Source organism: Bacteroides sp. AM23-12, assembly GCF_003434395.1.
Taxonomy (GTDB): domain Bacteria; phylum Bacteroidota; class Bacteroidia; order Bacteroidales; family Bacteroidaceae; genus Bacteroides; species Bacteroides thetaiotaomicron.
In genome coordinates this window covers 1-20693 of the sequence record NZ_QTLF01000050.1, presented here as the reverse complement: position 1 = coordinate 20693, position 20693 = coordinate 1, and the positions used below count along the sequence as shown (strand labels likewise).

General features: G+C 41.2%; 13 protein-coding genes and 1 pseudogene. 12 read left to right on the top strand and 2 right to left on the bottom strand.

Features of this window, described 5'->3' with window-relative positions:
• Window positions 1-127 precede the first annotated feature (127 nt).
• From DW640_RS21975 to DW640_RS21925, 11 genes are all read left to right on the top strand, one after another.
• On the top strand, window positions 128-1201 hold the full coding sequence (locus DW640_RS21975) for a DUF4434 domain-containing protein (protein ID WP_008760740.1): 1074 nt from the start codon (window positions 128-130) through the stop codon (window positions 1199-1201).
• A gap of 22 nt (window positions 1202-1223) precedes the next feature.
• On the top strand, window positions 1224-4370 hold the full coding sequence (locus DW640_RS21970; protein ID WP_061473525.1) for a TonB-dependent receptor: 3147 nt from the start codon (window positions 1224-1226) through the stop codon (window positions 4368-4370).
• Between the two features lie 13 nt (window positions 4371-4383).
• Window positions 4384-6015 carry a RagB/SusD family nutrient uptake outer membrane protein gene (locus DW640_RS21965; protein WP_008760739.1) on the top strand — a complete coding sequence of 544 codons (1632 nt, stop codon included), beginning with the start codon at window positions 4384-4386 and terminating at the stop codon, window positions 6013-6015.
• A gap of 16 nt (window positions 6016-6031) precedes the next feature.
• Window positions 6032-7705, top strand: coding sequence for a DUF5018 domain-containing protein (locus tag DW640_RS21960; protein ID WP_008760738.1), 1674 nt, complete (start codon window positions 6032-6034; stop codon window positions 7703-7705).
• Between the two features lie 79 nt (window positions 7706-7784).
• Window positions 7785-9161, top strand: a complete 1377-nt coding sequence (locus tag DW640_RS21955) for an alpha amylase family protein (RefSeq protein ID WP_008760737.1) — start codon at window positions 7785-7787, stop codon at window positions 9159-9161.
• A gap of 33 nt (window positions 9162-9194) precedes the next feature.
• Entirely contained in the window at window positions 9195-10517 is a 1323-nt protein-coding gene (locus tag DW640_RS21950; protein WP_090616491.1) for an alpha amylase family protein, read from the top strand.
• Window positions 10518-10534: 17 nt separating this feature from the next.
• Window positions 10535-13210 carry a calcineurin-like phosphoesterase C-terminal domain-containing protein gene (locus DW640_RS21945; RefSeq protein ID WP_117578952.1) on the top strand — a complete coding sequence of 892 codons (2676 nt, stop codon included), beginning with the start codon at window positions 10535-10537 and terminating at the stop codon, window positions 13208-13210.
• 6 nt (window positions 13211-13216) lie between these two features.
• The gene (locus DW640_RS21940; RefSeq protein ID WP_061473528.1) at window positions 13217-14638 is read left to right on the top strand and encodes a sialate O-acetylesterase; all 1422 of its coding nucleotides are present in this window, start codon (window positions 13217-13219) and stop codon (window positions 14636-14638) included.
• Window positions 14639-14651: 13 nt separating this feature from the next.
• Window positions 14652-16070 (top strand): DUF5009 domain-containing protein, encoded by a 1419-nt coding sequence (locus tag DW640_RS21935; RefSeq protein WP_061473529.1) that lies wholly within the window; start codon window positions 14652-14654, stop codon window positions 16068-16070.
• A 3-nt stretch (window positions 16071-16073) separates the two neighbouring features.
• Complete coding sequence (locus tag DW640_RS21930; protein WP_055228928.1) at window positions 16074-17105, top strand: phosphodiester glycosidase family protein; 1032 nt, start codon at window positions 16074-16076, stop codon at window positions 17103-17105.
• Window positions 17106-17132: 27 nt separating this feature from the next.
• Window positions 17133-18185: an SGNH/GDSL hydrolase family protein gene (locus DW640_RS21925; RefSeq protein WP_117578953.1), complete on the top strand. Its 1053-nt coding sequence runs from the start codon at window positions 17133-17135 to the stop codon at window positions 18183-18185.
• Between the two features lie 111 nt (window positions 18186-18296).
• Here DW640_RS21925 and DW640_RS21920 read toward each other — a convergent pair whose 3' ends face one another.
• Together DW640_RS21920 and DW640_RS21915 are read right to left on the bottom strand one after the other, a co-directional pair.
• The gene (locus DW640_RS21920) at window positions 18297-18980 is read right to left on the bottom strand and encodes a hypothetical protein (protein ID WP_061473532.1); all 684 of its coding nucleotides are present in this window, start codon (window positions 18978-18980) and stop codon (window positions 18297-18299) included.
• Window positions 18977-20125: an AAA family ATPase gene (locus DW640_RS21915; protein ID WP_008760730.1), complete on the bottom strand. Its 1149-nt coding sequence runs from the start codon at window positions 20123-20125 to the stop codon at window positions 18977-18979. Before DW640_RS21915 ends, DW640_RS21920 begins: the two co-directional genes overlap by 4 nt.
• 452 nt (window positions 20126-20577) lie before the next feature.
• Between DW640_RS21915 and DW640_RS21910 the strand changes: the two are divergent.
• A pseudogene (locus DW640_RS21910) lies at window positions 20578-20693 on the top strand (MFS transporter); the annotation flags it as partial.

Below are 20693 nucleotides of genomic sequence, written 5' to 3'. Positions count from 1 at the left end.
CGGCAGGGAGAAGTATTGCTGCCACTCAAAGGTGGGAAATGGAAAGGATGTTTCCATGTACCAAGAGGATTGTACCAATGCTGGAAAGTACTGGAAAATTTATAAACCCTTATTTAAATAGAACGATATGGACGGACGACGTAATTTTCTAAAAACCGCATTTGCCACATGTTCATTGCTAGCAGGCAGCAAACTTCTGACGGCATGCACTCCCATCAAAAGGGCAGCATCTGAAGAAGAAGAAACATTTGAGACATTTGCCACTCCCAATGCCTTGAAAGGGATGCCTATCAAAGCTACTTTTCTGGACGAAATCAGTTGGGATATTCCGCACCAGAATTGGGGTACAAAAGAATGGGATAAGGATTTTAAAGCTATGAAAAAGATGGGAATCAATACCGTAGTGTTGATTCGTGCCGGTCTTGGTAAATGGATTGCTTCTCCTTTTCAATGCCTGTTGGGAAAAGAAGATGTGTATTATCCGCCTGTAGACTTGGTCGAGATGTTTCTGACACTGGCCGATAAATACGACATGGCTTTCTATTTTGGTATGTACGATTCCGGGAAGTACTGGCAGGAAGGATTATTTCAGAAAGAAATAGATTTGAACATGGCTCTGATTGATGAAGTATGGAAGAAATATGGTCATCATAAATCTTTTCAGGGATGGTATTTATCTCAGGAAATCAGCCGCCGGACGAAAAACATGTCTAAGATTTATGCGGAAGTCGGAAAGCACGCCAAGAGTGTCTCTGGCAATCTGACGACTTTAGTTTCTCCATACATACATGGAGTAAAGACAGACCAGGTAATGGCGGGTGACAAAGCCTTGTCAGTGAAAGAACACGAAGAAGAATGGGACGAAATATTGGATAATGTAAAGGGAGCAGTCGATATCATGGCATTTCAGGATGGTCAGGTAGACTATCATGAATTATATGATTATCTGGTTATTAACAAAAAACTGGCTGATAAATACAATATGAAATGCTGGACCAATATCGAATCTTTTGACCGGGACATGCCTATTCGTTTCCTACCCATTAAATGGGAAAAGCTATTGTTGAAACTGGACGCTGCGCGAAGAGCGGGAATGGAAAATGCAATCACGTTTGAGTTTTCTCATTTCATGAGCCCTAATTCGGCTTATCTGCAAGCCGGACACTTATACGAACGATATTGTGAACACTTTATTCTATAAACCTATCTAATATTGTAATGCAATGAAAAAAAGAATCAAATGGAATCCGAGGTTTATTACCTCATTATTTATTGCGTTCATGTGCACACTCAACTGTATGGCACAAAACGTAATAAAGGGATCAGTCAATGATGGTAGTGGCGAACCATTACCTGGAGTATCTGTAGCTGTAAAAGGTACAACCAGCGGTACTATCACAGACTTGGATGGAAAGTTCAGTATCAATGCCCGAAATAATGATGTATTGATATTCTCTTATGTTGGCATGAATACACAGGACATCAAGGTAAACAACCAGCGTTTCATCTCAGTAACTATGAAAGACGACGTTGCTTCACTGGATGAAGTAGTTGTTGTGGGATACGGTACTCAAAAACGTGGAAGCATCACTGCAGCAATTTCTACCGTATCGGACAAAGAATTGCTGAAAGCTCCGACGATGAGTATCAGTAACGTAGTTGGCGCACGTATTGCCGGAGTGGCAGCCGTTCAGTCCAGTGGTCAGCCGGGGTCTGACAATGCAACATTGACCATGCGCGGACAAACGGGTATAGTATACGTAATCGATGGAATCCGCCGTACATCAGCCGACTTCAACGGACTGGACCCTAACGAAATAGAATCGGTATCTATTCTGAAAGACGCTTCGGCTGTAGCCGTTTACGGTTTGGATGCCAATGGTGTTTTCATCGTTACCACGAAACAGGGTAAGGCAGAAAAAATGTCTATTACTTATACAGGTTCTGTCGGTTTCAGCCAAAATGCGGAACAACAGGAATGGCTGGATGGACCCGGTTATGCTTATTGGTATAATAAAGCACGCGAACTGCAAGGAGACTCTCAGGTATTTACAGCAGAGATGGTGCAGAAGATGAAAGACGGAGTTGATGGTTGGGGAAACACAAACTGGTATGATAAAGTATATGGTACCGGTACCCGTACGCACCATAACATTTCAGCAACCGGAGGTAGTGACAGAGTGCGTTTCTTTGCATCTATCGGTTATCTGAATGAAGATGGTAACATAGATAACTATGGTTACAACCGTTTGAATCTTCGTTCCAATATTGATGCAAAGTTAACCAAGAGCCTCACTTTCACCTTAGGAGTATCCGGTCGTATTGAAAAAAGAGATTCGCCGCGCTATTCAGCCAATCCGGATGACTGGCATAATGTGCCGCAACAAGTGATTCGTGCCCTGCCTTATGTGCCTGACACTTACGAATATGAAGGAAAAACATATAATGTATCCACTCCGACGGCTTCCTCTCCGGTGGCTCCGCTGGCATCTATCAATGAATCCGGATACAGCAAATCCAACTATTCCTATATCCAGTCCAATTTCAGCCTGAAATATGATGCACCCTGGTTGAAAGGATTAAGCTTTAAATTTCAAGGGGCTTATGACCTGACATATAACTTCAGTAAGATTCTCAGCAATCCTTATGAAGTAATGATCATGAATCTTCCGACTATTGAGAGCACTTCATTAACTTACTATAAAGGAACCGACGCGTCGGGCAATTCAATCAGTCTGAGTGAATCTGCTTCCCGGGGATATACATTTACCACACAGTCAAGTGTGACGTATGACAATAAGTTCGGGAAACATACTGTAGGAGCTATGTTCCTGGCAGAAACCCGTGAAAACAAAAGTAATGCATTAAGTGCCACTGGTTATGGGCTGGACTTTATCCAATTGGATGAACTCAATCAGATCACGAATAAGACAGGAAACGGAGCAGAAAAATTCCCATCTATCGGAGGATATAGCGGACATACCAGAGTAGCAGGTTTCGTAGGTCGTGTGAACTATAATTATGATGATAAGTATTATTTGGAAGCTTCTCTTCGTCACGATGGTAGTTATCTGTTTGGAGGTATGAATAAACGTTGGGTAACATTGCCCGGTGTTTCTGCAGGTTGGAGACTCAACAATGAAAGTTGGTTCAATGCTCCCTGGGTCAATAATCTGAAACTGAGAGCCGGTATTGGTAAAACAGCCACCAGCGGCGTAAGTGCCTTCCAATGGAGAAATACAATGGGAATCAGCAAAAATGCAGTTGTTATTGGCGGCAGCAGTCAGACCATGATGTATGCTTCCGTATTAGGTAATCCCAACTTGTCATGGGCACAGTGCCTGAACTATAATGTCGGTGTCGACGCAACGATGTGGAATGGTTTGTTAGGAGTTGAATTTGACGTATTCTATAAATACGAGTATGATAAACTGGCCACTGTGACCGGAGCATACGCACCTTCAAGAGGTGGATATTATTTCAGTTCTGCCAATGTGAACAAGACTGATTATAAAGGTTTCGACGTTACTTTGACTCATTATAACCATATCAACAAGTTTAATTATGGTGCCAAGTTGATCTGGTCATATGCATACGGTCGTTGGCTGAAGTATGTAGGCGACTCCGACAATGCTCCTGAATATCAGCGTTTGACAGGAAAGCAAATCGGTTCTAAATATGGTTTTATCGCAAATGGTCTGTTTCAGAGCGAGGAAGAGATAGCAAATTCAGCAACAGTTAAAGGCTATAAGGCATTGCCGGGATACATTAAGTATGTAGACAGAAATGGTGATGGTATTATTACAGCAGCACAAGACCAAGGCTATGTAGGCAAAAGTGCTACTCCGAAGCATACCGGTTCTTTGAATTTATTCGGTAATTGGAAAGGATTTGACTTTGACTTATTATTCTCTTGGGGATTGGGCAATGTAGTTGCACTGACAGGTCAATATACAGCCAGTGGTTCTGAAGGTACACAGGATAATACCTCATTTACGAAGCCTTTCTATCATGGTGGAAACTCACCGACTTTCCTGGTAGAGAACTCATGGACACCTGAGCACACTAACGCGGAATTTCCACGTCTGGAAATCACAGGTCCGAGTAACAACAATGGGTACTCTTCAACTTTCTGGTACAGGAATGGTAACTATATGCGTTTGAAGACTGCACAGATAGGTTACAACTTCCCCAAAAAGTGGTTGAATCCGGCAGGTATAGAAGGACTAAGACTTTATGTAGAAGGATACAACCTATTGACCTTCAGCGGACTTACCAAATACAACATCGACCCGGAATCACCGGCGGTAAACAATGGCTATTATCCGCAGCAGAGAACATATACGCTAGGTGTAAAACTAACATTCTAAAAAACGAAATCACATGAAAAGAATATTATTAAATATATCATTAGCACTGGCACTAGGCTTTAGTATAAGTTCGTGCAATGACTGGCTGGACGGTGTGGAGCAAACCTCGACCGTTAGTGATGAAATTGTTTGGCAAGATGAAGCATACGTGGATAAATACGTTAATGCATTCTATACATATCTTCATAAATACGGACAATTTGGGGAGGCTCAGTTCTCAGGAAGTTTGACAGAGAGTTTGACTGAGACATTCAAATACGGTTCAGTAGCTTTGGGAGACAGAGCCGGACATCCGAACAATTACGTTACCAATCCGGATGTTATCAGTCCGGACGGATGCCGTTACAACATCTGGGATAAGGATTTGGCTTACGGTAATATCCGTCAGATGAATCAGTTTTTGGTTATGCAGAAGAAGTACTCTACATTCCCGGATGATAAGAATCTGAAATGGGAAGCTCAGGTACGCTTCTTCCGTGCTTATGTTTATTTTCAGTTAGCCAAACGGCATGGTGGAGTCATTCTGTATGACGATCTTCCTACCTCTAATGACAAAGCACGCAGCACGGCAGCGGAAACATGGCAATTCATTGCAGATGACCTGGATTTTGCGGCAACCAATCTTCCTAAAGAATGGGATGCAGCCAACAAAGGACGAGTGACAAAAGGTGCGGCTTACGCATTGAAATCACGTGCTATGCTATATGCTGAGCGTTGGCAGGATGCTTATGACGCAGCTGATGAAGTAGAAAAGTTACAGTTGTATGATTTGGTGGACAACTATGCAGATGCTTGGAAAGGCAATAATAAAGAAGCTATTTTGGAATTTGACTACAATAAAGACAGTGGTCCGAACCATACCTTCGACCAGTATTACGTTCCGCAATGTGACGGCTACGACTTTGGTGCGCTGGGTACTCCGACACAGGAAATGGTAGAATCTTATGAAGATAAAAACGGAAACAAAGTAGACTGGTCCGAATGGCACGGCACTACCACCAAAGAACCTCCTTATGATCAGTTGGAACCTCGTTTTGCGGCTACTATTATTTATCGTGGCTGTACGTGGAAAGGCAGAGTGATGGATTGTAGCGTAGGTGGAACAAACGGTGCTTTCATGGCTTATCGTGAACAGTCATACTCCTATGGTAAAACAACAACCGGTTACTTCCTGCGTAAACTGTTGGATGAGAAACTGATTGACGTCAAAGGAACCAAAAGTTCTCAGGCATGGGTAGAAATCCGATTTGCTGAAGTTCTGTTGAATAAGGCTGAAGCAGCATACAGACTCAACAAAACCGGTGAGGCACAGTCTTTAATGAACCGTGTCCGCGGACGTCAGGGGGTAAATCTGCCGGGCAAGTCTTCCAGTGGTGAAACATGGTTCAATGATTATCGCAACGAACGTAAAGTTGAACTTGCATACGAAGGACATCTGTTCTGGGATATGCGCCGTTGGAAACTGGCACACATTGAGTATAACAACTATCGCTGCCACGGTCTCAAGATTACGAACGGTACGTACGAATACATTGATTGCGACGGACAAGATCGTAAGTTCCCACAGAAGTTATACGTTTTACCGGTACCGACTTCTGAAATAAAGAATAATGCGTTAATTGAGCAATATGATGAATGGAAATAACTAAAAGCTTAATACAATGAAAAATAAAATATTATCAATTGTTTCAGTCATTGCGTTTCTGATGGGTATGAGCGCATGCCATAGCCCGGAAGATTTCAATCCGACTGTTGAAAGGAACATAATCAATAACTTGACAGCATCCTTCCCGGATGATGACAGTGATGACAATAGTTTCACTAGTGAGATAGATTATACGAATCATGTGATTACCGTTGTATTTCCATATAACTATCCCAAACTCTCGGATAATGTTCTGCAACAGTCTGACCTGAAAAAGATGCGTGTGATCGCTGATCTGGACAATAATGTATATGTGTATCCTACATTATTATTTATGGATATGACGCAGGAAAACTTTATAACAGTGAAAGACCAGACCGGCACAAGCACCGAATATAAAGTTGTTGCAGAGATTCGTAAGAGCAATGAATGTGCAATCACGAAATTCAATCTAACAAGTTTGGGGCTGTCGGGAATCATCAATGAAAGTACCAAAACAATCTCTTTGATCAGTTTGGAAAGTATAGGGGAAATGCTGGCAGATGTTACCATTTCACATGGTGCGACCATCTCACCCGACCCCAGAACTGTTGCCCTAAACTATGATCAAGAACAAAAGTTGACCGTAACAGCTCAAAACGGTACTACCCAGTCTGTGTATACAGTGAAGAAGGAAATTCCGGAAAAGATTGCCGCAGGACTTCGCGCCAACAGTGCCAAACTGCTCTGGACTAAGAAACTTACAGATGTGGGTATCACAAGTACCAATATGGTAACGGGAATTGCCGTAACTAATGACTATGTAGTTATTAATGACCGCGGTAACAGCAACGCTATCTATCTGGACGGAAGAACAGGAGCTAATGTGGGAACTATAAACATAAGCAGTTTCGCAGGAAGTCTCACAAACTTCTATGCAACAGCTGATGACGGAGATAATATCTTATTCACCAACTTAGTACCGAACTCAGGTAACGTCTTTACCGTATGGAGAGTACGCGGTGTAAACGGAACTCCGGAGAAATATATTGAATTCAATGTAACTTCTGCTATCGGTAGAAAACTTTCAGTACAAGGTAGCCTGGATGGAGATGCCATTATCACAGCTCCTTACTATGGAACCTCCGGACAGTTTGCCCGCTGGCAAGTCGTTAATGGTGCGTTAAAATCACAAACTCCTGATCTGGTAGTATCTCAGGGACTAGGTTCATGGGGCGATAATGCCGATGTAATCTATTCTGATCCGACCGATCCGACAAGTGATTACTTTGCAGCATTCTACAGTACTCCACGAAATCTGTGCTGGTTCAATGGAAAAACCAATACAATCAGATATAACGGTCCGGAAGTCAGTGCCAACTGGATTCAAAACGCAGTAGATTATAAAGTCTTTAATAAAGTGGCATACGTACTTTCAAACTCTGTGAACAGCTTTACATGGGGCACAGATGATAGTATTTACCTATTCGATCTGGCGGGTAATTCATTAGATAATCAGCCGATAAACTTTGGAAGTGACGGCTTGGGTGTCAATGGCAATTACGGTGCCAAAGCATTGGGTAGTCAAAATGCAAATGGAACAGGTGACGTAGCTCTTAAAGTTTCATCCAATGGCTACTACTTATACATCTACTTCATGTTTACTAATGGATATGTAGGTTGCGTACAGTGCGACTGTATCGATATGTAATATAACCAGTAATGGATTCGGAAGCCTGTACCTTTTTCAGGTACAGGCTTTTTACTTCAACGATTAAGAACCATACAAAATGAATATCAGAAAAAACAGATTAAAAATAGTTTTGGGAGGAATAGCTGTCTGTATGTGCATGGCATGCGGTGGCAGTGATACCAAAGATTATTGGGGAGACACCAGCAACGGCGGAAAGGAAGAACCGACAGAGAACCCTAACGCCTCCAAACCTCGATATATCTGGATTGATGCAGCTGCCAACTTCCCCGATTTCGCTAATAGTAAAGAAAATATAGCCCGTGATCTGGCATTAGCCAAAGATGCCGGTTTTACAGATATTGTGGTAGATGTGCGTCCCACTACAGGTGATGTACTATTCAAAACCAATATTGTAGATCAGGTTAAATTCATGTATGCCTGGATTGGAAGCAACTACACAAAGGTAGAACGTACAGCTACATGGGATTACTTGCAAGCCTTTGTTGACGAGGCACGCAAACAAGGGCTCCGCATTCATGCTGCCATCAACACATTTGTAGGTGGAAATCAGATTGACGGAGGAACTGGGTTACTGTACAGAGACCAGTCCAAAGCAGAATGGGCTACGCAAATGAATATGCAGACAGGGATTGTGAGTGTGATGAATACCAGTGAAAGTACTAAATTCTTTAATCCTGCCCATCCCGAAGTACAGACCTTTCTTTGCGATTTACTGAAAGACCTTGCAAGCTACGATCTCGATGGCATTTTCTTAGACAGAGGTCGTTTCCTCAATCTACAAACTGACTTTTCCGAAGAATCCCGTAAACAGTTTGAAGAATATATGGGAGGCATCAGAATTCAAAACTATCCGGATGACATTTTACTACCGGGTGCTTCCAGTCTTCCTGCCACCTATCCTAAATATTTGACTAAGTGGCTGGAATTCCGTGCAAAAGTGATTTATGACTTTATGCAGAAAGCACGCACTGCTGTAAAAGGAGTGAAACCCGGCATCAAATTCGGAGTTTATGTAGGCGGCTGGTATTCTACCTATTATGATGTAGGTGTCAACTGGGCAGCTTCCACTTATGATACCTCGCGTTATTACAACTGGGCGACAAGCAAATATAAAAATTACGGCTATGCCGCCTGTATGGATCAAATACTGATCGGTGCCTATGCCTCACCGCTAAAGGTACACGGTACGACGGAATGGACTATGGAAGGTTTCTGTTCATTGGCTAAAGATAAAATAAAAGGAGAATGCCCCATTGTAGCCGGAGGTCCGGATGTAGGAAATTGGGATACCAATAATCAGGCTACTCAAGAACAAGAAAATCAGGCAATCGTACAATCTGTAAAAGCCTGTATGAATGTTTGCGACGGATATTTTCTGTTCGACATGATTCATCTGAAGAAAGCCGATCAATGGCAATATGCCAAAGAAGGCATCAAACTCGCAATTGAATAAAAAAGAATAACCGACACATTAGAATATGATCGTATGAGAAAAATAACAATAGTACTTTTATCAAGTCTGTTAATCATTGCATTGGGAGCATGCAAAAGCACAGTTCCCAAAGTGGAAAATGCCAAGCCCGCTTTGATGTGGTTTGATGCGGAAGCAAACTTTGAACGCTTCAGCAATCCTGACTCCATTGATTATTATCTGACAAAAATAAAATCATTAGGTTTCACCCATGCTATCGTTGATGTACGTCCCATCACCGGAGAAGTACTGTTCGATACGGAGTTTGCTCCTAAAATGCGTGAATGGCATGGATATGAACGCAAAGACTTCGATTACTTGGGACATTTCATCAAAAAAGCCCATGAACTGGGTATAGAGGTACATGCTTCACTCAATGTCTTTGTCGCAGGACACAATTATTTCGACCGTGGATTAGTCTATTCCACGCATCCAGAATGGGCATCGACAGTATACACTCCGGAAGGAATCACTTCCATCACCAACGAAAAGAAGAAATATTCGGCAATGGTTAATCCTGTCAATGAGGAGTTTCAGACACATATATTGAATGTTCTCAAGGATTTAGTGAAACGTTATCCCGATCTGGATGGATTGATGCTGGACCGTGTACGCTATGATGGTATAACGGCAGACTTTTCAGACCTCTCCCGTCAGAAGTTCGAAGCGTATATCGGGCAGAAAGTAGAAAAGTTTCCGGAAGACATCTTCGAATGGAAAAAGGACGAGAATGATAAATACTATCCCGAACGCGGAAAACATTTCCTGAAATGGATTGAATGGCGCACCAAGAACATCTACGACTTCATGGCCCGTGCCCGGAATGAAGTAAAGAAAGTGAATCCGGATATTTCTTTCGGTACATACACCGGAGCATGGTATCCTTCTTATTATGAAGTAGGCGTAAACTTTGCGAGCAAGAAATACGATCCGAGCGAAGATTTTGACTGGGCTACTCCCGAATACAAGAATTACGGTTATGCCGAACTGATGGACTTATATACTACCGGAAATTATTATACCGATATCACCATAGAAGAATCTCTGAAAAACAAGAAGAGCGTATGGAACGAAACAGATTCACAGGCACAAAGCGGCACGTGGTATTCTGTTGAAGGTTCTTGTCAGAAATTACGCAATATCATGAAAGATAATAAATTTATGGGTGGTATTCTGGTAGACCAATTCTATGACAATCCCGCCAAATTATCCGCAACCATAGAAATGAACCTGAAAGCTTCCGATGGACTGATGGTATTCGACATTGTACATATCATCAACAAAGGATTATGGAAAGAAGTTGAAAACGGAATGAGAGCCGGAGGAGCTCTGAAGTAAAATCGAAAGAATACGCTATGAATATGAAAAGATTCTCAATTATCTCCCTTTTGTTATGGATAGGCATTCTGGCATTTGCCTCGGGAAAGCCAAAAGTAATGTGGTTAGACTGTTCGGCTAATTTCCAACGTTTCAGCTACCCCGATTCAATCCGCTTCTATGTAGACAAATGTCATGAAGCAGGTATCACGCATCTGGTATTGGACATTAAAGACAATACGGGTGAAGTATTATATCCCAGCAAATATGCCGCACAGAAGAAGAACTGGAAAAACTTCGACCGTCCGGATTTTGACTTTATCGGTACCTTTATCGAAGCTGCTCATGCCCGCAATATGATCATCTTTGCCGGAATGAATATATTTGCTGACGGACAGAATATCGTGAAACGTGGCGCCATCTTCGATAAACACAAAAAGTGGCAGGCTACCAATTATGTACCGCGCAAAGGACTGCTCCCTGTAACGGAAATAGAAGGAAAGCCTACCATGTTCCTGAATCCGGCACTGAAAGAGGTGCAGAAGTATGAGATTGATGTGATCAAAGAAGTTGTTCGGAATTATGCATTTGACGGCATCATGCTTGACCGTGCACGATATGATTGTATTGATTCGGACTTTTCTCCTGAGTCAAAGAAGATGTTTGAGAAATTCATCGGAAAGAAAGTTGAGAAGTTTCCGGAGGATATTTTTGAATGGCGCCCTAATGCCGAAGGAGGCATAGACCGTGTGGGTGGCCCATACTATCATCAATGGCTGACGTGGAGAGCTTCTGTTATATATAACTTTATAAAAGATGTACGTACTTCCATCAAAAAGATAAAGCCGGAATGTATGTTGGCTGCTTATACTGGTGCATGGTATCCTACTTACTTTGAGGTAGGTGTCAACTGGGCAAGCCGTAATTATGATGTCAGCAAGGACTTCAGTTGGGCTACTCCCGACTATAAAAATTATGGCTTTGCAGAGTTACTGGATTTCTATACGAATGGCAATTACTACTGGAATGTAACGCTGGACGATTATTATAAATCTTCCGGTAAATTTAAGAATGAAACAGACAGCGAGTTTTCTACCGGAGAATATTTATGTGTAGAAGGCGGTTGCAAATATTCCAAATACTTGCTGAAAGATGCGGTGCCAGTATGCGGCGGTCTGTATGTAGAAGACTACAAACGGGACGTAAACCAATTCCAGAAAGCAGTCCGTATGAACTTGAAAGAATCGGACGGTGTGATGATTTTCGACATTGTACACATTATCCGCAACGGATGGTGGGACGAACTAAAAGAAGCACTGGACGAAACTAAGCCGGATGAAGCGCGAATGATCAAAGGAACCGTTACTTGCGATGGCAAAGGTATAGCCAATGTGGTAGTGACAGACGGACAGCGTTGTGTCACTACAGACAAGAACGGTATTTACCATCTACCCAATCTCGGAAACACACGCTTTGTATATATCACGACTCCTGCCGGATACTTGACGGATTGTGAACAGACGATTCCCCGATTCTATCAGGAAATTGACCTGAACGAGACGAATGAGTATAATTTCCGTCTGAAGAAGAATCCTAAAGACGACAGTAAACACTTGTTTGTGCTAGAAGCGGATGTACAGGCCGGTCTGAAAGAGCACTGGGATCTGTACGCTCCCATTGTCGATGACTATAAACAGTTAATCGATCAGTATTCGGATCGTGATGTATTCGGTCTGAATTGTGGAGACATCTTTTGGGACACACCGGCCACATTCTTTCCACCTTATATCGATAAGGCAAAGAAACTGGATATCCCCATATATCGTGCAATCGGTAATCATGATATGGATTGTAATGGAGCTACTCATGAAACGTCGTACCGGACTTTCGAAGGATATTTCGGCCCTACCCACTACTCATTCAATAAAGGAAATGCCCACTATATTGTTATCAACAACAACTTTTATGTAGGACGTGAATACTTCTATATCGGCTATGTAGATGAAACAACTTTTAAATGGTTGGAAGAAGATCTGTCTTATGTCCCTAAAGGTACATTAGTCTTTTTCATAACGCATATTCCTACGAGAATAACGGAACAGAAAAGGCCATTTAATTACGACTATGCCATGTTGGCAGGAGAAACGATCAATGCTGAGGCGGTTCATCAATTATTGGATGGCTATGAAACACACTTCCTGACGGGCCATCTTCATTCCAACTCGAACATTGTATTCAACGATCATCAAATGGAGCACAATACGGCTGCCGTATGTGGTATCTGGTGGCATGCGGATGTCTGTATCGACGGCACCCCACAAGGATACGGAGTCTACGAAGTAGACGAAAACCAAGTGAAATGGTACTACAAAAGTGCCGGTCATCCGAAAGATTACCAGTTTCGAAGCTATGCTGCAGGAACATCAAAGGAATTCCCCAAAGATATTATTGCCAATGTCTGGAACTGGGATAAAAATTGGAAAGTAGAATGGCTGGAAAACGGAAAAGTGATGGGTACCATGACTCAATATACCGGAGTCGACCCGTATGCGCATCAAGTATGTACAGACAAAAAAAGAACCATGCAGAGCTGGATATCAGCAGCAAGTACAGGACACATGTTCCGTGCCACTCCCCGTAATCCGAAAGCTAAAATAGAGATCAGAGTAACAGACCGTTTCGGTAAAGTGTATCAGCAAAACGTTTCTAAATAAAGATTCATGAAGTATATCATATACCACCTATGGATTATCAGCCTGCTATTCCCATTGGGAATGCAGGCCAAAGTCAGGTTAACTTCGATCTGGGGTGATAACATGGTGTTGCAACAACAATCGGAAGTGACCTTCCACGGCAAAGCCTCTGCCAATAGTAAAATTACGATTGAAGCATCATGGAATCATCGGAAGCTAACAACCCGAAGTGACCAGCATGGAAATTGGAATATTCAACTTCCTACTCCGGCAGCAGGGGGCCCCTATACTATTACATTCTCTGACGGTGAGGCGCTTACATTAAAGAACATCTTACTGGGGGAAGTTTGGTTCTGTTCCGGCCAATCGAATATGGAAATGCCTGTCAGAGGCTTTCGGGGACAGCCGGTTTATGGTTCACAACCCTATATCGTAGCTGCCGACTCCAAACGGGAATTACGTTTGTTTACAGTCAAAAGAGATTGGAGTACGACTCCTAAGGAAGAAGGTATTACGGGATATTGGTCGGAACTTTCTCCCAAAGAAGTCGGAGACTTTAGTGCTACCGCTTATTTTTTCGGAGACTTACTACAACGTTCATTGGATATTCCTGTCGGACTGATTCATTGCTCATGGAGTGCTTCCAAGATAGAGACTTGGATGGATAAAGAGACACTGTCACAATTTCCGGAAATTCAATTACCGGATATTGAACAAACCAAGTTCGACTGGCCTGCGGGTACACCTACTTTATTATGGAATGCAATGGTAAATCCGTGGAAGGGATTTCCTGTCAAAGGAGTCATCTGGTATCAGGGAGAGTCCAATTCTGCTGATCCCGCTCTTTATAAAAAGCTCTTTCCCGCAATGGTCGCTCAGTGGAGAGAATTCTTTCATAATCCTGCAATGCCTGTATACTATGTCCAGATCACTCCATGGCAGGCCGAAGGTAAAGATAGGCTTGATCGTGCATGGTTCCGTCAATGCCAGCTGGAATTAATGCAAGAAGTTCCTAATGTTGGTATGGTCACAACGACGGATGCAGGAAGTGAAAAATTCATTCATCCTCCCTACAAAATTAAAGTCGGTCAGCGCCTTGCTTACTGGGCTCTGGCCAAGACTTATGGCAAAGAAGGTTTTCTGTATGCAGGCCCTTTGTATAAAAGCCATCAATTGAAAGAGAATGTAGTAGAAATCACTTTTGAACATGGCAGTGATGGACTGATCCCTGAAAATCAAAAGTTGAGGGGATTTGAACTTGTAGACGAAAAGGGAAATATCGTACCGGCAGAAGCGGAAATAATCAATGGTTCTGCCCGTGTGAAAGTATGGAATGATTCGGTGCCTCATCCTGTAGAAGTGCGTTATTGTTTCCGCAATTATATGGAAGGTGATCTTTTCAATAATGCGGAAATACCTGCTTCTCCATTTCGGGCCGTAATACATTAATTAAATGAAAATTATGAATAACAACAGTACACGAGCTTCTTCTTTGGATGCCCTGCGTGGGTATGCTATTCTGACAATGGTTCTCTCCGGCAGCGTTGCCTGGGGAGTGCTTCCCGGATGGATGTATCATGCTCAGGTAGGTCCCCGCTCCAACTTTGTGTTTGATGGTTCTATATATGGGATCACTTGGGTTGATCTGGTGTTTCCTTTTTTCCTGTTTGCAATGGGAGCTGCTTTCCCTTTTTCAATAGGTAACAAATACAGAAAGGGCAGCTCCCGCCGGAGAATTATATACGACAGCCTTTTAAGAGGTTTCCGGCTGACTTTCTTCGCTATTTTTATTCAGCATATATATCCGTGGGTAGTATCTTCTCCCCAGGATGTTCGCTCATGGCTCATTGCATTGGGAGGTTTTGCCTTGATGTTTCCCATGTTCATGAGGATTCCGTTCAAAATGCCGGAATACGTAAGGATGCTGATTAAAATACTGGCTTATGCAACGGGAGTGTTCATGCTGCTGAATATCAACTATGCCGATGGACGGACATTCAGTCTGGGCTACAGTAATATTATCATTCTGGTATTGGCCAATATGGCCATTTTCGGCTCACTGATTTATACATTAACGATCAATAAGCCATGGATTCGTATAGCAATATTGCCTTTTATCATGGCAGTGTTCTTGGGAAATGAAAACGCAGAATCATGGAATCATAGCCTGATGGCATTCTCGCCCTTACCGTGGATGTATAAGTTCTCCTATCTGAAGTATCTGTTTATCGTAATTCCCGGCAGCATTGCCGGAGAATATCTGCATGAGTGGTTACACTGCAAAAACACGATGCCCGTAAACGACAATAAAGACGAACGCAAAAGAATGCCATGGATACTCTTATTGACCATCGGACTGATCGTATTCAATTTATACGGACTTTATATGCGTTATCTTTTTCTCAATTTAGTGGGTACAATCGCTATATTATGCGTTCTCTACATTCTCTTGCAGGTGGAAGGAAAAAACACCGGTTATTGGTATAAACTCTTCAGAGCAGGAACTTATCTGATATTATTAGGGCTGGCTTTTGAAGCTTACGAAGGGGGAATCCGGAAAGATCCTTCTACGTACAGTTATTACTTCCTTGCATCGGGACTTGCCTTTATGGCGATGATTGCATTTTCTATTATGTGCGACATTTATTCTTGGTCCCGATTGACCCGTCCATTGGAATATGCAGGGCAGAATCCGATGATTGCATACGTATCCACCCAGTTGGTAGTATTACCTCTATTGAATCTGGCAGGACTGGGAACCTATCTTTCCTATCTGGATCAAAATGCCTGGCTGGGCTTTTTACGGGGAGTCATCATAACTTCTCTGGCTTTATTAATAACCATATTATTTACTAAATTAAAATGTTTTTGGAGGACTTGAATCATGTTAATCAAACGTCTATATTTTATAGCAACAGCACTGCTTGCCTTCTCTATATGTTCATGTGGAGAAAGCTATCCTGATCATCCGTGGGAATGGGATCAGGAAACTGAAGAGGAAGAATCGAATCCTGATATAGTATCACAAGGATGGACGACAGCCGATAATTTCGGAAGTCTTCCGGACTATATTCACATCTATAAATCACCTGAAAATCTGGCGGGAAAGAAGGCGATTGCCTACATAGCTGTCGCAGATATGAGTAAAGCTAAATTTGAAGTTCTGGGCGACATCGCTTTCTCACAGGAAGCCAATGGATATGGAGGTAAATCGATACATACCCCTTCGGAGTTTTATGAATCTTCCAAGGCACCGGTAGTCATCAATGGAGGATTGTTCTTTTACAGTGCCGGATTCTATTATTCGCAAAATCTAGTGATTCGTGAAGGGCAGTTACTGGCACCCAATCAGAACTACTATTCAAAAGACTGGGTAACTATGTGGTATCCGACTTTAGGAGCCTTCTGCCAAATGAAGGACGGAACATTTCAAACGACATGGACTTATCAAGCATCCGACGGAATTAATTATTGCTATCCCGCCCCTGCTGATAACGATATAAACAAGGATCCGTTGCAGGCTCCGTCATCTACTTTCCCCAACGGCGCAAAAGCATTGGAGGCTACCACCGGTATCGGAGGTGTCACAGTTTTACTGCGTGCAGGAGAGATTAAAAACACGTATGTAGAAGAAATGCTGGATATTTCTGCAGCTTCCAATCAACCTCGTACCGCAATTGGTATAACAACTAACAAAAAAATGATTATCTTTGTGTGCGAAGGCAGAAACATGACAGAAGGAGTAGCAGGACTGACCACTGCCAACGTAGCTAAAGTAATGAAAGATCTGGGATGTACGGAAGCGCTGAATCTTGACGGAGGCGGTTCATCGTGCATGCTGGTCAATGGCAAAGAAACCATTAAAGGCAGTGACGGCAAACAAAGGAAAGTGCTGACCGCTGTCGGAATTAAATAGATGATGAAACAATTCTTTTTTTTCACAATGTTGTGCCTGTTCGGCATTCAGTTACAGGCACAACAAATGACGTACCATGATGCGTCATGCTTTCCTCTTTTAGGAAAAGCAACACAAGACACAGGGGCAAGATATGAGAGACTACCGGATTCTCTCAAAAACATTTCTCGTCCCCCTTTATGGAATTTGAGTCGTAATTCGGCAGGAATGGCGATACGATTTCGTAGTAACTCTACCCGAATAGCGTTGAAATGGGAGAATCTCTTTAATAACCATATGAATCATATGACCGATGTAGGAATAAAAGGTCTTGATTTATATTGTTGGGAAGAGAACGGTCAGTGGAGATTTGTCAATAGTGCACGTCCTAATGGAAAAACAAATCAAGCTACCGTTATCGCCAATATGCAGCCTAAAGAAAGGGAATATATGCTATATCTTCCTCTTTATGACGGACTTGTGTCACTGTCTATAGGAGTCGATTCTTTATCTTCCATTGATCAGCCTCAGATTAATTATCCGATCCGTGAGAAACCAATTGTATTCTATGGAACCAGCATCCTGCAAGGAGGCTGTGCTTCACGTCCCGGAATGGCACATACCAATATCATATCAAGAAGGTTGAACCGAGAATGCATTAATCTTGGTTTTAGTGGTAACGGACAACTTGACCTTGAAGTCGCAAGAGTCATGGCGGAAGTGGATGCCGGTGTCTTCGTTTTGGATTTTGTACCCAATGCTTCAGTAGAACAGATGAAAGAACGTATGGAAACTTTTTACCGGATCATTCGCAACAAGCATCCGAAAACTCCGATTGTATTTATAGAAGACCCTATTTTTACTCATACATTATTTGATCAGAGAGTAGCTCATGAAGTAACAAGGAAGAATCAAACATTGAATGAGATTTTCAATTCACTCAAGAAGAAGGGGGAAAAAGATATATATTTGATTCATTCGGAAAAGATGATAGGAGAAGATGGTGAGGCTACGGTTGATGGCATTCATTTTACCGACTTGGGAATGATAAGATATGCCAATTTGATAACTCCATTCATAAAAAAAATGATAAAGCGATAGGGTCTATGAATTTATCGTTTTCATCCGGCTACATTTAAGCATTAAAACAGTAGATTTATAAGATGTTATTTAATCTACTGTTTTAATTTTCTGAATATCTCTCAACGCATATCAACTCAACCTAAATGAATATTCATGGCTGATTCTACGAAATTCGAAACCTTCGGCATTTATTGAAGGATGTTCCAATAAAGCTCCATTTTCTCCAGTTTCTCTAGATTCAATCAGCTTATATCTTCCAAAAGATTTTTGGGCGCTTGAAACCTTTGAATCTTCATCAGGTTTAATAAGATATGATATCAAGCATACTTTACGCTTATATCGATTTATAAAAGCAGAAATAGAAGGAACAGCCCTGATTGTTCTTAACGTTTCCAACAATTGTATTTCCGCTTTTTCATATTTTCCACCGGGATAGATCACGTTTTTATCCTTATCAAGTATAGGCTTAGATAAGTTCTCAATATTTTTTTTGGTAGATGTTTGTTCGTTTAAGATATAAAAACTATCACAACTGCCTCCTGTCTCGTGCAAAATAAAATCACACCTCTTCCTTCCGGTTTCAAATTTTGTTCCCTTCAGGCCTATTAGATACGCTTCATAATTAATAACCTGAACTTCTGTCCGATTACTATGATCGAAAGAAATATTCCCAGTCTTATAATCCACGATAGATGGCAGACCTCTGTCTGTCAAATCAAAGTGCTCTTCAGCAGTAATCTCATATGGAACATCAACAATGGTACGATGTAATTTATAATGTGACGGTAGTTCCCGTTTTAGTAAGTCAATCATTGTATCTCATCTAATTTATCGTACTCATTGTATATCTCGTTAATATCATCCGATAGGTAATCCGTGTTTATCAGATGGGCATTTTGAACTTTAATGCTTTTTACCATCCCATGCTCTACTACATATACCTCAGTCTTATGATAGTCCAATGCTGCATTTTCTATTTTCACCCCTTTGTCAAATGCTTTAAGCAAAAGATTCAAATGATTAATGATATATGGACTATGAGTAGCCAAAGTCAATGTCATATATTTATTTCCGTTCAAGCATTTATCTATAAGCATATTTAATGATGAACGCTGGGCTGTAGGAAACATACTCAGTTCCGGTTCTTCAATCATCAGATGTATGGAACGGTTGGCAATATCACCGATATTCATATCATGTCTGAAAGATGATAAACTATCATTTTTGCCCAATAGAGTAACTATAGAAGAATTAAATCCGTGTACCAGATCAAAATGTTTTGAGAAATATTCAGCGATCACAGCAAGGGGTGTCATCGTTTGAATGCCAGAAGATGCATCTTCAAAATGAATTTTATAAGTGTCATTTACATTGCTGATAAAGAATTGTCTGCTTCCATTCTGAGCTTTCTTTTCATAGTAGCGAACACCTAAATAAGGCATTTCCAGCTCCTTTATCACTTCTGTAGCTTTTTTAAAGTCTTGAAAGGTCTCGGTAAAATAGAATCCCAACGCTGCTCCATCACTCAAATTTGCTAATAAAGGAGCTATAGCTCCCCGTTTATCAGAGAAAAATGAGATCTTCTCCAATGATAAATTCTCGCTGCTGATTATTTTTCTTGTTCCTTTTAGTCCTTTCTGTGGAGTATAGGTTATATTACAATCTCCTTTGCTATAAACTATTTCAGTATCATTTTTGACATAATCTGTCATCCCACCATTACGTAGATATTCAGAAATGCTTAAATCTATGGTTTTATCAATAACATTACCCAATTTCAAGTATGAACGAAGATTTATTTGCTTACACATATGTCTCATCATAGCCAGCACCTTTAAAATGGTACTTTTTCCACTACCTGATTCACCAATAAAGAAAGTGAATGGTTTGATATTATCTAATTTGACATCCTTTATTGGACCAAAGGATTTAATACTGAGATATTCTTTTTGTTCCATTATTTATATAATTCTTTATTATAGAGTAAAGGTAGTCTTTTTTTCGAGAACAACTTCATTTCAATGTTACTAAAATGATTCTACAAAAATAATAAAAAACTTTTTAGCTATAATTACTTTCATTTTTTTACAACGGACAAAACATACATAGTAAAATAAAAACTCATAACAAATAGTTTCTGTTTATTGACTTATTATCAACAATACTCAGTTGATCCCAGAATCTTTTTACTAAAAATTTCAAACTGACATCCTATATCACAGGAAAGCTTGTTACATCGTATATATAAATTGACAATTTATATATATTCATGTTTTTTATCGAGTAATTTGAATATAACGATAAAAAGTAACAAATTACACTTATATACATTTTACCTTCTTATTTTTCTATATTTAACTAAAAAGAGGAGCTTTACTAGCTTCATCTGTATACTATAGTTAATTTAAGCCAAGTTCTCGTAGGACTAGTCAACACTCTGACCACTGTTCTTGCTCTTGTAATCATCGACAGGGTCGGGCGCAAGCAACTGGTCTATTACGGAGTTTCGGGGATGGTTGTCTCCCT